The organism is Catenulispora acidiphila DSM 44928 (assembly GCF_000024025.1).
In the GTDB taxonomy this organism is placed as follows: domain Bacteria; phylum Actinomycetota; class Actinomycetes; order Streptomycetales; family Catenulisporaceae; genus Catenulispora; species Catenulispora acidiphila.
On record NC_013131.1, the window covers coordinates 3,513,784 to 3,527,131 of the forward strand.

Sequence of the window (13,348 nt, forward strand, 5' to 3'; positions counted from 1 at the left end):
TATAGAACATAGGTTCGAAAGATCGAAGTGCCCGCGCGGCAGCCCTCAATCCCGGGACGACGCAGCACGCCGTCCCGGGACTCCGGCGTGCTGCCTCACGCCAGGTCGTAGGTCATCGAGGTCAGAGAGGTCAGAGAGGTCAGAGAGGCCATGGCAGCGCTCACGACCCTGCGACCGCCATCACCGGGCCGACCTCGACGCCGCCGCCGACGCGCAGCACCGGGCAGTCCTTGGCCAGCGCCAGCGCGGCGTCCAGGTCCTCGGCGGCCACGATCGAGTAGGCGACGAAGCGGGAGCCGGCGCCGCCGATCTCGCCGAGGACGGCGTGCTCGGTCACCGCGTGGCCGATGTTCACCAGTGCCGGGCCGAGCTCGCCGAACCACGCCTGCCACTCGGCGGGCGTCTCGGCGTTGGGCGCGTAGTCGGCGGGCACGCGAAAGGAGAAAACGTAGTCGGTCATGATCAGGTCCTGTTCTGAATGCGGGGCGCGCCCTGGATCGGGATCGCCTCCAACCGGGTAGACGCCGCGGCTCGCGCCGATTGGGCGCCGCGGCACCGCCCAATTCGCGGACCCCGCGGCGTCGGTATCCATGAGCGAGCCGAACGTGCCTCGCGGAAGGAAGAAAGGCGAGGATGCATGCCGATGGAGACGGACACCGAGACGGGCACCGTGACGCACACCGAGTCAGACGCCGTGACCGACCCGGCGGACTTGATCGCCCGCGCCCGGGCCGGCGACCACCACGCGTTCCGCGACCTGGTCCAGGGCCACTCCCACGAGTTGCAAGTGCACTGCTACCGCATCCTGGGATCCCTGCAGGACGCCGAGGACGCACTCCAGGAGACCCTCGTGTCCGCCTGGCGTAATCTCGGCGCGTTCGGCGAGCGGTCCTCGCTGCGGACCTGGCTGTATCAGATCGCGACCAACCGCTGCCTGAGCATGCTGCGCGCCGACAGCCGGCGCCCCCGCACCGCGCATCCGCACCCTGAGGCCGCCCTACCCGAGCCCACCGGCGCCGGCGACGCCCCGCCCTGGCTGGAGCCCTACCCCGACGTGCTGCTCGACCATCTCGTCGACCGGCGCCCCGGACCGGAGGCCCGCTATGAGACCACCGAGGCCATCTCCCTGGCCTTCATCACAGCCCTGCAGCTACTGCCTCCGCGCCAGCGCGCCGCGCTCGTACTCCGCGACGTCCTGGGCTACCGCGCCGCCGAGGTCGCGCAGATGCTGGACTCCACGCAGGAATCGGTGAGCAGCGCCCTGAAACGCGCTCGCGCGACGGTCGACAACCACCTCAACCACCTCGCCGAATCCGGCGGCAGCAGCAGCGGCGCCACCATCACCGCCAGCCCCGGCGCCCGCAGACCCGCCGCCGAACACCGCCTCGTCGCCCGCTTCACCGACGCCATGGAACGCGCCGACCTGGACGCCCTGATCGACCTGCTCGTCACCGACGTGAAGCTCTCCATGCCCCCCGCCCTGATCGAGTTCCGCGGCATCGAGACGGCGCACCGCATCTTCGTCGCCACCGTCTTCCGCCCCGGTCGCAGCTACCGGGTGGTCCCCACGCACGCCAACGGCCAGCCCGCCTTCGGCCTGTACCTGGCCGATGGGCACGCCGGCGTCCACCGCGCGCACTGCTTCCTGGTCCTCACCACCGCCGGCGACCAGATCACCGCCATCACCAGCTTCACCACCGACGTCATGGCGCGCTTCGGAATGCCCCGAACCTTCCCCGAGCCAGATTGAAATCAGAGCCCTACTGCCCGGTCCCGGTGGCCTTCCCCTGCGCCGCCGTCAGATGCGCGAACACCACCACGTTCCCCATGTACGCGTAGTGCTTCTTGTCGAACCCCGCGCCGCAGGTGATGACGCGCAACTCGGCGCGCGCGGCGTCGCCGTACACCTTGTCGCTGGGGAACGCCCGGGAGTCGTAAGCCTCGACGGCGTCGACCGTGAACACCGCGGTCATGCCGTCGGAGCGGTCGACGTCCACCTCCGCGCCCTTCTTCAGCGCGCCCAGGTTGTAGAACACCGCCGGGCCCCGCTTGTTGTCGACGTGTCCTGCGATGACCGCCGTGCCGACCTCGCCGGGCGACGCGCCGTCGCCGTACCAGCCCGCGAGGTTGCGGCTCTGCTCCGGCGGAGCGCCCAGGCGGCCGCTGGAGTCCAGGGCCAGGCGCGTCAGCGGCGCGTTGACGTTGATCGCCGGGATGCGGACCCGGGTCGGGGTGGCCGGTCCGAGCATCGGCGGCATGTCGACCGGCTGGAGCTTGCTGACGTCGAAGGCCGGTCCGGCTGCCGTGGCCGCCGCGGCCGGAGCCGGGTTCGCCGCGTTGCCGAACCCCTGCGAGGCCGCCGGCTGCGGCGGCGGGGTCGGCGTGCGCAGGCTGTCGGCGACCAGCACGACGCCGACACACAGTCCGAGCGAGACCAGCGAGGCCGTCACCACGCCGCGCGCCGAGATCCCGAGCCGGGTGTCGTCCGCGTCCTTCATGGACCATCCTTCGCAGAGGTCTGGCAGGGGGTTCTCACCACCGGGGAAAAGCAAAACCCTGGTCCCAGCGCGCCCCGAGACAAGGGCACGGGGCGCGCTCGACCAGGAGGAGTGCCGCGAGCGGCACAGTCGCCGACGCCCGGCAGCGCCGGGCGCAGCCTCAGCTCTCGCTGCCGGAGCGACGGCGGCGCAGCGCCAGCGCGCCGGCGCCGGCCGCGCCCAGGATCCCCACGCCGCCGGCCATCTCGCCGCCGCTGACGCCCTGGCTGGTGCTGCCCACACCGGTGTGCATCGCGCCGCGCGGGTGCATGTGCATGCGGCGGTGGTGGTCCTCCATGCCCTTGCAGCTCTGCACGGCGTTCCACACCGCGGTCTTCGCCGCCGCCATCAGGTCGGTGACGTTCTTCTCCTCGGCGGTGCCGGGGTGGCCGCCGTCGGCGATCTGCTTCTTCAGGTCCGCGGCGGCGGCGTCGTAGGCGTGGCGCGCCTTCTCCGCGGTGGCGATCGCGGAGTGGCAGGTGTTCTTGGCCTGCGGCGCGGTCGCGGCGTGTGCCACCGGCGCGGAGAGCACGAAGCCCGCGGTCAGCACGGCGGCGGCGGTCACGGTGGTCTTGATCGAGCGCATCTGTCAGCCCTTTCGGCCACGGGCGGCGGCGCCTGGTGCGCCGCTGCGGGATCCCCGTGTCACGAAAGGGGCAATAGCCGCAAGCGGTGCAGATGATGCGCGAAGTCTGATGATCGAACTCGTGGACACCCACCTCCAGGGCCCGGAAAACCCCAGGTCAGCAAGGGGTTTCAGGTGATCTTAAGGTTCGCTGATTCCGAGAGCCGAACGGGTGAGGGCTCTGCGTCGGCACCATCAGAGTTCTGTCGACAGGGAGAAGCAGGGAATTGCCGAGGAGCGCCACGCCTTCGAACCAGAGTCGCGCCGATCGCCCGAAGACCGGCGCGGATGATCATCGAGAAAGGGGTGGGCCATGGCCACGACGGTCGTCTTCCACGAGTACGGCGGTCCCGAAGTCCTGCGGCTGGTCGACGTGCCGGTCGGCGAACCGGGCCCGGGGGAGATCCGCGTCCGCGTCCAGGCGATCGGGCTGAACCGCGCCGAGTCACTGTTCCGCGCCGGGATCTACATCGAGCAGGCGCGCAGCTTTCCCGCGCGGCTCGGCGGCGAGTGCGCCGGCGTCGTCGAGGCCGTCGGACCCGGCGTGACCGGCTTCGCGCCGGGCGAGGAGATCAGCACCGTGCCGCAGTTCTCCTACAACGACTACGCCGTCTACGCCGAGCAGGCGATCGTGCCGGTCTCAGCCGTCGTACACCGCCCGCACGGGCTCGACGCCGTCGGCGCCGCCGCGGTCTGGATGCCCTACCTCACCGCCTACAGCGCCCTGGCCGACACCGTCGGCGCGCGCCCCGGCGACACCGTCGCCCTGAACGCCGCCTCCAGCAGCGCCGGCCTGGCCCTCATCGACGTCGCCAACCACCTCGGCCTGCGCCCGATCGCCCTGACCCGGACCGCCGAGAAGAAGGACGCGCTGCTCAAGCACGGCGCCGCCGAGGTCGTCGTCACCGACCACGAGAACCAGCTGGACCGGCTCCTGCGCGCCACCGGCGGCCGCGGCGTGGAGCTGGTGATGGACGCGGTCGCCGGTCCCGGCGTCACGGACCTGGCACGCGCCGTCGCCCCCGGCGGCACGCTGCTCGTCTACGGCGGGCTCAGCGGACAGCCGACGCCCTACCCGGGCCTGACCCTCGGGCTGCCCGCGCTGAACATGCGCAGCTTCACCGTCCTGGAGACCACGCGCGATCCCGAACGCCTGCGGCGCGCCGTGGCGTTCGTGGCCGCCGGGGTGCGCTCCGGCGCGTTCCGCCCGGTCGTCGACCGCACCCTGGACCTGGCCGACATCGCCGAGGCCCATTGGTACCTGGAGTCCAACGCACAGGTCGGGAAGATCGTGGTCACCGTCGGCGGATAATCTCAGAGGCATGATCGATATGACCAAGGTCCTGACGGACACCCCGGGGGCGGCGAAGCGGGTCTTCCTGAACAGCGCCGGCAGCTCGCTCATGCCCACGCCGGTCCTGGAGGAGGTGCTCGGCCACCTGCGCCGCGAGACCGAGATCGGCGGCTACGAGGCCGCCGACGAACGCGAGGCCGACCTCGAGGCCGGCTACGGCGTGTTCGCCGAACTGCTCGGCTGCCGCCCCGACCAGGTCGCCTTCACCGACAGCGCGACCCGCTCCTGGCTGGCCGCCCTGGACGCGGTCCCGCTGGGCGCCGGCGACCGCGTCCTGGTCGGCGAGGTCGAATACGGCGGCAACGCCATCGCGCTGCTGATGCGCGCCCAGGCCGTCGGCGCCTCGGTCGAGGTCGTGCCCAGCGATGCCGACGGCACGTTCGCCGCCGACGCCCTGGCCGCGATGCTCGACGAGCGCGTGAAGCTGGTCTCGGTCGTGCAGGTCCCGACCAACGGCGGCGTGGTCGCCGACGTGCGCCGCATCAGCGACGCCGTGCACGCCGCCACCGGCGCCCTGGTCCTGCTCGACGCCTGCCAGGCGGTCGGCCAGCTGGCCGTGGACGCCGAGGCCCTGGACGCCGACATCCTCACCGGCACCGGCCGCAAGTGGCTGCGCGCCCCCCGAGGCACCGGCTTCCTGGTCGTGCGCGACCGCGCGAAGGCGATCCTGCGGCCCGCACTCGCCGACCTGCAAGGCGGCACCTGGACCGGCGCCGACCGCTACCTCCTGCGCGACGACGCGCGGGTGTACGAGCTCTGGGAGTGCGACAACGCCGGCCGCCTCGGCCTGACCGCCGCCGCACGCTACCTGCTGGACCTCGGCCTCGACGCGGTGGAGCAGGAAGTCACCCGCCGCGCCGAGTACCTGCGCACGGCCCTGGCCGCGATCCCCGGCGTCACAGTCCGCGACCTGGGCGCGCGCAAAAGCGGCCTGGTCACCTTCGACGTCGCGGGGCTCGCCGCCGGCGAGGTCCAGGCGGCGCTCGCGCGCCAGGACATCGCGGTCAGCATCACCCGCCGGTCCTCGACCTTCCACGACATGGCGCGCCGCGGACTGACCGAGCTGGTGCGCGCCTCGCCGCACTACTTCGTGACCGAGCCGCAGCTCGACGCGGCCGCCGAGGCGGTCGCCGAGCTGGCCCGGGCGGCGGGCGCGCGGTCCTGAGCCCAGGGTTCTGAGCTTGCCGTGATCGCGGCAAGCTCAGAACACCCGGTCCGGATCAGGAAACCATCACGTCCGTCGTCCACTGCTTCTCGTCGGGACCGAGCAGGGTGACCATCTTCAGCAGACCCTTCAGCCCGCCGACCTCGGCGAGTCCCCGGGAGCCGCTCCCGCCTTGCACGCAGACGTCCAATCCCCCCGATGTCGCGCACTCGGTGCCCTTGGCGACCGGTGCCGTCTTCTCCGACAGCGTGCCGTGCAGACCGACCTCGAGCGAGGTGGGGTTCGGGCCGCTGTAGTCGAAGATCAGCAGGACGCTCCACGTTCCCGGTGCTCCCAGCCCGGCCATGCTGGGGCGCCACAGAAACCCCGTTTCGGGCTTGAAGCCGTCGGGAAGTCCCGTGATGCGCAGGGGCAACGGGATCTGTGCCGGAGCGTCCGTCACCTCCGTCGCCATGTGGACGAGGTCCTGCTGCCATTGCGCTGACGCCGGGACGGAGGTCGGCGCGGCGTGGCCGGGCGGGGACACGGTCACAGTCCCAGGCGCGCCGCTGATCTTGGTGAAGCTGTACACGCCGCCCCAGTTGACGCTCCACGCCATCTCGGCCCAGCGGCCGTCCTTGGCCGGGAACCGCAGCTGGAAATCACCCATGAGCCCGCCGCCCTCGGATTGGGTGACCCAGTACGCCTTGCGCCCGTCGTCCAGGTGCACCGGGATCGAGCGCTCATTGCCGTTCAGTGTGCTGAGACCGTCGTCGGAAAGCAGCATGAGATCGACGCGCGGAGCTCCGTCCGGGGTCTTGTTCCCCTCGGCGACCGCCTCGGTGCCGACGCCGCCGGCCGTGGAGATGTAGCTCACGTTCGGCAGCGACGCGGGCAGCCACCCGAAGTCGACCCTCTTGGCCAGCGGATCGGCGCCGATGCCGGCGGCGGGCCTGGCCGGCAGCGGCGCCCCCGGCGCGAACGCCGCCACGATGCCGAAGACCGCCGCCACCGCGAGCGTCCCGGTGCCGCCGACCGCCGTGGTCCGCCGGGCCAAAACCCGGCGGCGTCCGGCGGCGGCGGTCCGCACTGGGTCGAACGGGCTCGCCGGCGCCGGTCCCTCGGTCAGGTCCGCCAGCCGCGAGCGCAGGCCGCTGAAGTCGTTCTCGGTGCTCACAGTCCATGCCCTTCCGTGGTGTCGGCACCCGCTGATTCCAACCTGACCCGCAGCGATCGCAGGCCTCTGAAGGTCTGGCTCTTGACGTTGCCGGCCGAGCAGCCGAGGATCTCAGCGGTCTGATCCACCGACAGGTCGCAGTAGTAGCGCAGCACCACCGCCGCGCTGCCTCGGCGGCAGCGCGGCGAGCGCGGTGCGCAGGTCCAGCGCCGCGTCCAGGTCCAGCGCGGTGGGGGAGCGGGCGTCGGCCAGCACCTCCGGGTCCGGCTCGCGGCCGTGGCTGACGACGCGCTGCCACCAGGGTCCGCGCTGCTCGGCCAGGAACATGTTGATCAGCGTCCGCCGCGCGTAGCCGTCGACGTTCTCCACGTGCCCGGCCCGGTGCCACCCGGTGTAGAGCTTGAGCATGCTGGCCTGCACCAGATCGTCGGCCCGATGCCAGTCCCCGCACAGCAGGTACGCCACCTTGCGCAGCCATGGAGCCCGTGCCCTGGCGAATTCAGTGAACTCGGCGTCGCGCGCCAGTTCTCCCACAGCCGTCCACCCCTTCTGATGGCAGCGCCGGAGGACGCTGCCGGTTCACTAATGCGCGGGACGCGGTGCGGGGTTGCATGATGGCGAGGCGCTCTTCACAGCAGTCTTCGCAGCAGTCTTCATAGTCCTCGCGGCGGTTGTACGCTGACGTCTGTGACACACCGAGGAGCGACCGCCGCGAGCCTGCTCGCCGCCGTCGTCACGCTCCTGGCGGTGGTCGGTGGGCAGAACACCGCGGTGCTCGTCGCATCGGCGACCGCCTTGGCGCTGCTCGCTGCCACATTGCGCCGCAGCGCCTTCGCGGTGCTGATGGCGGGGACCACCGTGGCCGCGCAGACTGCCGCCGCCGCGCGTTCCCTGTTGCGCGACACCGCGTATCTGCCGCAACGCGATCCCGACGCGGCCGGCAGGCCTCATCCTCGAGCGCCCGGATCGAACCCCGCGACCGTCTGACCGGCTGTCGGTTCACCGCTGCTGACGCCCTGCGTCGAGGCTTCTAGACTTCTCCGCCGCTGACCCGCCGCCGACTCCGACGGTCCATCTCGCCGATCTCACCCGTCCGCAGATGCCCCGAAGGGTTCCTCCGCCATGCCGTTCTCCTCCCTGCTCACCCCTGCCATCGTCGCGGCGTACCACGCCGTCACCGGGCTGTCCGTCCTGCTCGTCCCCGTGCTCGGCGGGCTCGGACCCGCCGTCGCGATCGTCATGTTCACCGCCGCCGTCCGGCTGTGCCTGCATCCGCTGAACCGCGCGCAGATGAACAGCCAGCTGGCTTCCCAGGAGCAGCGCACCGCACTGGCGCCGGCCGTCCAGAAGCTCCAGCGCAAGTACAAGAAGGACCCGGCGCGCGCTCAGCGCGAGACTCTCGAGCTGTACCGGGCCAACGGCGTGAAGCTGGCGCCCGGCATCGGCTTGGGACTGGTGCAGATCCCCGTGTTCTTCGTGGTGTACCGGCTCTTCGTCTCGCCGACCATCGGCGGGCACCACAACGGGCTGCTCAGCGACCAGCTGTTCGGCGTCGGGCTCGGCTCGCACTTCCGCGACGCCTTCAGCGGGTCCTCGGCGCTGCTCGGCCACGTCGCGGTGTTCGCGGTGCTGATCGCGGCGCTCGCCGTCCTCGCGACGTGGTCCTCGCGGCGGATGCGGGCCGGCGCTGCCGCGACCGCGAAACTCATGGCCCTGATGCCGTACCTCACGGTCCTCAGTGCCGTCGTGTTGCCACTGGCCAGCGGCCTCTACGCCGCGACCACGACGCTGTGGACGCTCGTGGAACGCCGCCGCATGACCGTCCCGGCTGCCCCGGCTGCCCCGGCGGCTTAGGCGGCTCAGTCCATCAGTCCTGAATGACCCACTGCGAGCCGTCGATCAGCTCGCGGACCACGTCCAGCTGACCGGCGTGCGTGGCGGTCTCGGTGATGTGGTGCAGCACGATCTGCCGCACCGACTCCAGCCGCCACGTACCGAACACGTACTCCGGCCACCACGTCGGCGCGGCGTCCAGGTCGCACTCGCCCAGCACGGCATCGGCGAGTGCGGCCTCGGCGCGGTAGCGCGCGAAGACCTCCTCGGACGGCAGGTCCGCGTCGCGCTTCCAGCCGTTCGGCTCCCGGCGCTCCACGGCGGCGATGACCTCCTCGTCCTGCGCGATGACGCCCCGGAACCAGAACTGCTCGTCGTCATAGGTCAGGTGGCTCACCAACGCCAGGCAGTTCCAGCCGGAGGGCAGGATCGGGCGCCGCAGCGTCTCCTCGTCCAGACCCTCCAGGGCGCCGAGGACATGGCCGCGCTGCTGTTGCAGGTACCGGAGGAGGTTCGCGCGCTCGTCGGTCATGCGGCGAACTCTAGAACAGCCCGGTGACACCCCCGACGCACCCCCGACGCAGTCCGGCGGCGGCACAGCGTCCTTGCCAAATGGAAACGATTTTCATATGCTCGAAGCGTCAGGAGTTGAAAACGGTTTTCATCATCGGCAGGGGGTTCCCGTGATCGGGAGCAGGGGCAGGAGCAGGAAGCACGTGGCCGGTGGGATCGCGGCGCTCGCGGTGGGGGCGGCGCTGACCGCGGGCTGTTCGACCAAGCCGGCGACCGCTCCGGTCGGGGCGAGCGCCCCGGGCGGAGCGACCACGAAGATCGCAGTCGTCGCCGCGGAGAACTTCTGGGGCTCGATCGCCTTGCAACTCGGCGGGACGCACGTCACCGCGGCGTCGATCATCTCCAACCCGGACACCGACCCGCACTCCTACGAGGCGACCCCCAACGACGCCAAGCTCATCGCCCGCGCGCGGCTGTTCATCCAGAACGGCATCGGCTACGACACCTCCTGGGCGCCCAAACTGGTCTCCGCCAACCCCGCCTCCGGCCGCGACGTCCTGACCGTCGGCGACGTCGTCGGCCTCAAGGACGGCGACAACCCGCACCAGTGGTACTCCCACGACAGCGTCGACAAGGTCATCGACGCGATCACCGCCGAGTACAAGAAACTCGACCCCGCCGACGCCGCCTACTTCGACACCCAGAAGCAGACCTTCGAGACCACCACGCTGGCGCCCTACAACCAGCTGGAGTCCGACATCAAGGCGACGTACGCCGGGACCCCCATCGGCGCCTCCGAATCGATCGTCTCCCCGCTGGCCGACACCCTCGGGCTGAAGATGGCGACGCCGTACTCCTTCCTGAAGGACATCTCCGAGGGCAACGATCCCTCGGTCGCTGACAAGACCGCGATCGACAGCCAGATCAAGGGCAAGCAGATCAAGGTCTACGTCTACAACTCCCAGAACTCCACTCCTGACATCGCCGCGCAGGTCGCCGAGGCCAAGGCCGCCGGCATCCCGGTGACGACCGTGACCGAGACGCTGGCACCGGCAGGAGCCACCTTCCAGGACTGGATGGTCGCCGAGCTTCAAGGGCTGAAGTCGGCGCTGGCACAGGCGACAGGGCACTGATGAGCAAGCTGCGAGGCTTCGGCGGCGGCCTCCAGGAAAAGACGCGGGCAATGAACGGCGTCGGCGTCGGTGGCGTTGGCAGCCGTGGCTGAACAGGACGGTGGAAGTGATGGCAGTGGACACGGATTCTGAGGCGGCGGTCGGGGCAGTCGCTGCGGTCGCGGCGGGTGCGGCAGTCGCTGCGGGCGCACATCCCGCAGGCGCCGCAACGCTCGACAGCACGGACCGCCGGTGCAATGCGGGCAACGACCCGGTGGCGGTCGTGGAGCTCATCGGCGCCTCAGCCGCGGTGGCGGGGCGCACCCTGTGGGGCGGCGTCAACCTGACTGTCGAGTGCGGCGAGTTCGTGGCCGTCCTAGGTCCGAACGGCGTCGGAAAGTCCACGCTCATCAAGGTTCTGCTCGGCGTCCTGCCCGCCGCCGCCGGCGAGGTGCGCGTCCTGGGCCGGCGTCCCGGAGCCGCCGGCGCGCAGATCGGCTACCTGCCGCAACGCCGCTCCTTCGACGCCTCCTTGCGCATCCGCGGCGTCGACGTCGTCCGCCTCGGCCTGGACGGCGACCGCTGGGGCATCCCGCTTCCCGGAACCCGCCGCTTCAACGCCCGCCGCCGCGCCGAACAGGACCGCGTCGAGGAGGTCATCGACCTGGTCGGCGCCTCCGCCTACGCGCACCGGGCGATCGGCGAGTGCTCCGGCGGCGAACAGCAGCGCCTGCTCATCGCGCAGGCTCTGGTCCGCCGTCCCCGGCTGCTGGTCCTGGACGAGCCGCTGGACTCCCTGGACCTGCCGAATCAGGCCTCTGTCGCGGCGCTCATCGGGCGGATCTCGCGTTCGGAGGACGTCGCCGTGGTGATGGTCGCGCACGACGTGAACCCGATCCTGCCCTACCTCGACCGGGTCGTGTACCTGGCCGACGGCGGCGCGGCCTCCGGCACTCCGGAGGAGGTCATCACCACCGAGACGCTGTCGAACCTGTTCGGCACGCCGGTCGAGGTGCTGCGCGCCTCCGACGGCCGGCTCGTCGTGGTCGGCGGTCCCGAGGCTCCGGTTCTACACTCCGACCGACACACCGCTGCCGCTGTCGCTGCCCCTCCCGCTCCCATTGCCGCTCAGCGCCTCGCCGGCCGCCGCCCGAACGGCTCGGAGGCCGATCGTGCCCACTGACTCCGGACTGTCCTGGAACCCCGTCACCGACATCGACCAGATGTGGCAGCTGGACTCGATGGTCAGCGCCTACCGCGCCGGCACGATCGTCGCCGTCCTGGCGGCCGTCGTCGGCTGGTTCATGGTGCTGCGGCGGCAGACGTTCGCCGGGCACACGGTCGCCCTGGCCGGGTTCCCCGGCGCTGCGGCGGCTGTCTTTCTCGGTGTCAGCGCGTCGTGGGGTTACTTCGGGTTCTGCATCGGCGCCGGCGCGGTCATCGCGGCGTTGGCGCGCAACGGCAAGGGCGGTATGGCCGAGGAGTCCGCGCTCACCGGGATCGTGCAGTCCTTCACGCTGGCGTGCGGGATGCTGTTTGTCGCGCTGTACAAGGGATTCCTCAACGGTGTGAATTCCCTGCTGTTCGGCAGCTTCCTCGGCGTCACCTCCGGGGACATCGCAGTGCTGGCGGCGGTCGCCGCCGTGGTGCTGATCGTCATGGCCCTGATCGGACGGCCGCTGCTGTTCGCCTCGGTCGATCCGTCGGTCGCCGACGCCCGGGGTGTTCCGTCGCGGATGTTGGGCGTGCTGTTCCTGGTCGTGTTGGGCGCCACGACCGCCGAGGTATCGCAGATCACTGGTTCGTTGCTGGTGTTCGCGCTGTTGGTGATGCCCGCCGCGACGGCGCAGCGCGTCACCGCACGCCCCGCGCTGAGCCTGGTCCTGTCGGTGCTGTTCGCGCTGGCGGTGACGTGGTTCGGGCTCGGGGCGGCGTACTTCTCGCCGTATCCGATCGGGTTCTGGATCACCACGTTCGCGTTCGGTTGCTACCTGCTGGCGAACGTCTACGGATTCTTTGCGCGGCGGCGCGGAACTGGCCGCCGCCGCGTTGCGGAAGTAGCGATGACAGTCTTGGGGGCGTCATGATCAGCATGTTCAGCCACCCGTTCATGGTCTACGCGCTGCTCGGCGGGACCGGCATCGCGGCGGCCTGCGGGGCGGTCGGGTTCTTCCTGGTGCTGCGCGCGCAGGTGTTCACCGGGGACGCGCTGTCGCATGTGGCGTTCACCGGAGCGCTGGCCGCGCTGGCGTTCGGCGTCGATCTGCGCATCGGCCTGTTCACCGCGACGATCGCCGTGGCGCTGCTGCTCGGCGCGCTGGGGCGGCGCGGACGGGCCGACGACGTGGTGATCGGCAACGTCTTCGCCTGGATTCTCGGGCTCGGCGTCTTCTTCCTCACGATGTACACGACCAACCGCTCGGGCTCCGGTTCCGGCAACGGCTCGGCGACGATCAACGTGCTGTTCGGCTCGATCCTCGGTCTGTCCTCATCGCAGGCGCAGACCGCGTTGTGGATCGGGCTCGGTGTGGTCGCGGTCCTGCTGTTCATCGCCCGACCGCTGCTGTTCGCGACGTTGGACGAGGCTGTGGCCGCCGCGCGCGGCGTGCCTGTCAGGGTTCTGGCATTCGTGTTCCTGGCTCTGGTCGGCGCGGCGACTGCGGAGGCGACGCAGGCGGTCGGTGCGTTGCTGCTGCTGGGGCTGGTCGCGGCGCCTGCCGGTACCGCGCTGGTGCTGACCGACCGGCCGTTCCGCGGGCTGGGCGTGGCGATCGTGCTGGCGGTGGGGGAGATGTGGGTCGGGTTGACGCTGGCCTATCTCGTGCCGCGGATGCCGCCGAGCTTCTCCATCACGGCGGTCGGGACTTTCGCGTACGCCGCCGCCATGATCTACCGGTCGGTCAACCGACGCCGCGCGGCGGTTCCAGCCTCAGCTGCCTCGACCGCCAGCCCCGTTTTCCCATCCCCTTCGCGTGTACGTCTGCGCCCCAGCACCGCCAGCACCACCACGCACAACACCGCCGCACCCCACGCGAAGTACTGAACCGCCGCCA

At 71.0% G+C, this 13,348-nt stretch carries 16 protein-coding genes; 9 read left to right on the forward strand and 7 right to left on the reverse strand.

The window, feature by feature from the left end:
• Positions 1–160 precede the first annotated feature (160 nt).
• Positions 161–460, reverse strand: coding sequence for a hypothetical protein (locus CACI_RS15830; RefSeq protein WP_012787385.1), 300 nt, complete (start codon positions 458–460; stop codon positions 161–163).
• 183 nt (positions 461–643) lie between these two features.
• Here CACI_RS15830 and CACI_RS15835 point away from each other — a divergent pair, with 183 nt between their 5' ends.
• Positions 644–1,750 carry a sigma-70 family RNA polymerase sigma factor gene (locus CACI_RS15835; protein ID WP_012787386.1) on the forward strand — a complete coding sequence of 369 codons (1,107 nt, stop codon included), beginning with the start codon at positions 644–646 and terminating at the stop codon, positions 1,748–1,750.
• Between the two features lie 10 nt (positions 1,751–1,760).
• Here the strand turns inward: CACI_RS15835 and CACI_RS15840 are convergent, their stop codons facing one another.
• Both CACI_RS15840 and CACI_RS15845 read right to left on the reverse strand, forming a co-directional pair.
• Positions 1,761–2,498 (reverse strand): class F sortase, encoded by a 738-nt coding sequence (locus tag CACI_RS15840; protein WP_012787387.1) that lies wholly within the window; start codon positions 2,496–2,498, stop codon positions 1,761–1,763.
• 160 nt (positions 2,499–2,658) lie between these two features.
• Complete coding sequence (locus CACI_RS15845) at positions 2,659–3,123, reverse strand: hypothetical protein (RefSeq protein WP_012787388.1); 465 nt, start codon at positions 3,121–3,123, stop codon at positions 2,659–2,661.
• A 352-nt stretch (positions 3,124–3,475) separates the two neighbouring features.
• Here CACI_RS15845 and CACI_RS15850 point away from each other — a divergent pair, with 352 nt between their 5' ends.
• On the forward strand, positions 3,476–4,474 hold the full coding sequence (locus CACI_RS15850) for a zinc-dependent alcohol dehydrogenase family protein (RefSeq protein ID WP_012787389.1): 999 nt from the start codon (positions 3,476–3,478) through the stop codon (positions 4,472–4,474).
• Positions 4,475–4,484: 10 nt separating this feature from the next.
• Positions 4,485–5,681 carry an aminotransferase class V-fold PLP-dependent enzyme gene (locus tag CACI_RS15855; protein WP_041540274.1) on the forward strand — a complete coding sequence of 399 codons (1,197 nt, stop codon included), beginning with the start codon at positions 4,485–4,487 and terminating at the stop codon, positions 5,679–5,681.
• A 55-nt stretch (positions 5,682–5,736) separates the two neighbouring features.
• Here CACI_RS15855 and CACI_RS15860 read toward each other — a convergent pair whose 3' ends face one another.
• From CACI_RS15860 to CACI_RS15865, 3 genes are read right to left on the reverse strand one after another with little or no spacing between them, the layout of a single operon-like run.
• The gene (locus CACI_RS15860; RefSeq protein WP_012787391.1) at positions 5,737–6,837 is read right to left on the reverse strand and encodes a hypothetical protein; all 1,101 of its coding nucleotides are present in this window, start codon (positions 6,835–6,837) and stop codon (positions 5,737–5,739) included.
• Entirely contained in the window at positions 6,834–6,995 is a 162-nt protein-coding gene (locus tag CACI_RS52365; protein WP_223297539.1) for a sigma factor-like helix-turn-helix DNA-binding protein, read from the reverse strand. The genes CACI_RS15860 and CACI_RS52365 overlap by 4 nt, the downstream gene beginning before the upstream one ends.
• Positions 6,949–7,371 carry a sigma factor gene (locus CACI_RS15865; RefSeq protein WP_223297540.1) on the reverse strand — a complete coding sequence of 141 codons (423 nt, stop codon included), beginning with the start codon at positions 7,369–7,371 and terminating at the stop codon, positions 6,949–6,951. The genes CACI_RS52365 and CACI_RS15865 overlap by 47 nt, the downstream gene beginning before the upstream one ends.
• 153 nt (positions 7,372–7,524) lie before the next feature.
• Here CACI_RS15865 and CACI_RS15870 point away from each other — a divergent pair, with 153 nt between their 5' ends.
• Both CACI_RS15870 and CACI_RS15875 read left to right on the forward strand, forming a co-directional pair.
• Positions 7,525–7,824, forward strand: a complete 300-nt coding sequence (locus CACI_RS15870) for a DUF6412 domain-containing protein (protein ID WP_012787392.1) — start codon at positions 7,525–7,527, stop codon at positions 7,822–7,824.
• A 135-nt stretch (positions 7,825–7,959) separates the two neighbouring features.
• On the forward strand, positions 7,960–8,691 hold the full coding sequence (locus CACI_RS15875; RefSeq protein ID WP_012787393.1) for a YidC/Oxa1 family membrane protein insertase: 732 nt from the start codon (positions 7,960–7,962) through the stop codon (positions 8,689–8,691).
• A 13-nt stretch (positions 8,692–8,704) separates the two neighbouring features.
• On the opposite strand, the gene CACI_RS15880 is transcribed toward CACI_RS15875, so the two are convergent.
• Positions 8,705–9,202, reverse strand: a complete 498-nt coding sequence (locus CACI_RS15880; RefSeq protein ID WP_012787394.1) for a DinB family protein — start codon at positions 9,200–9,202, stop codon at positions 8,705–8,707.
• Positions 9,203–9,386: 184 nt separating this feature from the next.
• Between CACI_RS15880 and CACI_RS15885 the strand changes: the two genes are divergently transcribed.
• The 4 genes from CACI_RS15885 to CACI_RS52370 all read left to right on the forward strand — a co-directional run bounded on the left by CACI_RS15885 (position 9,387) and on the right by CACI_RS52370 (position 13,338).
• Positions 9,387–10,316, forward strand: a complete 930-nt coding sequence (locus CACI_RS15885) for a metal ABC transporter solute-binding protein, Zn/Mn family (RefSeq protein WP_012787395.1) — start codon at positions 9,387–9,389, stop codon at positions 10,314–10,316.
• A gap of 109 nt (positions 10,317–10,425) precedes the next feature.
• Positions 10,426–11,478 carry a metal ABC transporter ATP-binding protein gene (locus CACI_RS15890; protein WP_012787396.1) on the forward strand — a complete coding sequence of 351 codons (1,053 nt, stop codon included), beginning with the start codon at positions 10,426–10,428 and terminating at the stop codon, positions 11,476–11,478.
• Positions 11,468–12,382, forward strand: coding sequence for a metal ABC transporter permease (locus CACI_RS15895; RefSeq protein WP_012787397.1), 915 nt, complete (start codon positions 11,468–11,470; stop codon positions 12,380–12,382). Before CACI_RS15890 ends, CACI_RS15895 begins: the two co-directional genes overlap by 11 nt.
• Positions 12,379–13,338 carry a metal ABC transporter permease gene (locus CACI_RS52370; protein ID WP_012787398.1) on the forward strand — a complete coding sequence of 320 codons (960 nt, stop codon included), beginning with the start codon at positions 12,379–12,381 and terminating at the stop codon, positions 13,336–13,338. Before CACI_RS15895 ends, CACI_RS52370 begins: the two co-directional genes overlap by 4 nt.
• Positions 13,339–13,348 lie beyond the last annotated feature (10 nt).

Bases quoted from the DNA above. Each gene is read 5' to 3' on its own strand.
- CACI_RS15890 (WP_012787396.1), top strand. From the start codon at position 10,426: ATGGCAGTGGACACGGATTCTGAGGCGGCGGTCGGGGCAGTCGCTGCG.
- CACI_RS15855 (WP_041540274.1), top strand. From the start codon at position 4,485: ATGATCGATATGACCAAGGTCCTGACGGACACCCCGGGGGCGGCGAAG.
- CACI_RS15845 (WP_012787388.1), bottom strand. From the start codon at position 3,123: ATGCGCTCGATCAAGACCACCGTGACCGCCGCCGCCGTGCTGACCGCG.
- CACI_RS15850 (WP_012787389.1), top strand. From the start codon at position 3,476: ATGGCCACGACGGTCGTCTTCCACGAGTACGGCGGTCCCGAAGTCCTG.
- CACI_RS15840 (WP_012787387.1), bottom strand. From the start codon at position 2,498: ATGAAGGACGCGGACGACACCCGGCTCGGGATCTCGGCGCGCGGCGTG.
- CACI_RS15880 (WP_012787394.1), bottom strand. From the start codon at position 9,202: ATGACCGACGAGCGCGCGAACCTCCTCCGGTACCTGCAACAGCAGCGC.
- CACI_RS52370 (WP_012787398.1), top strand. From the start codon at position 12,379: ATGATCAGCATGTTCAGCCACCCGTTCATGGTCTACGCGCTGCTCGGC.
- CACI_RS15835 (WP_012787386.1), top strand. From the start codon at position 644: ATGGAGACGGACACCGAGACGGGCACCGTGACGCACACCGAGTCAGAC.
- CACI_RS15875 (WP_012787393.1), top strand. From the start codon at position 7,960: ATGCCGTTCTCCTCCCTGCTCACCCCTGCCATCGTCGCGGCGTACCAC.
- CACI_RS15830 (WP_012787385.1), bottom strand. From the start codon at position 460: ATGACCGACTACGTTTTCTCCTTTCGCGTGCCCGCCGACTACGCGCCC.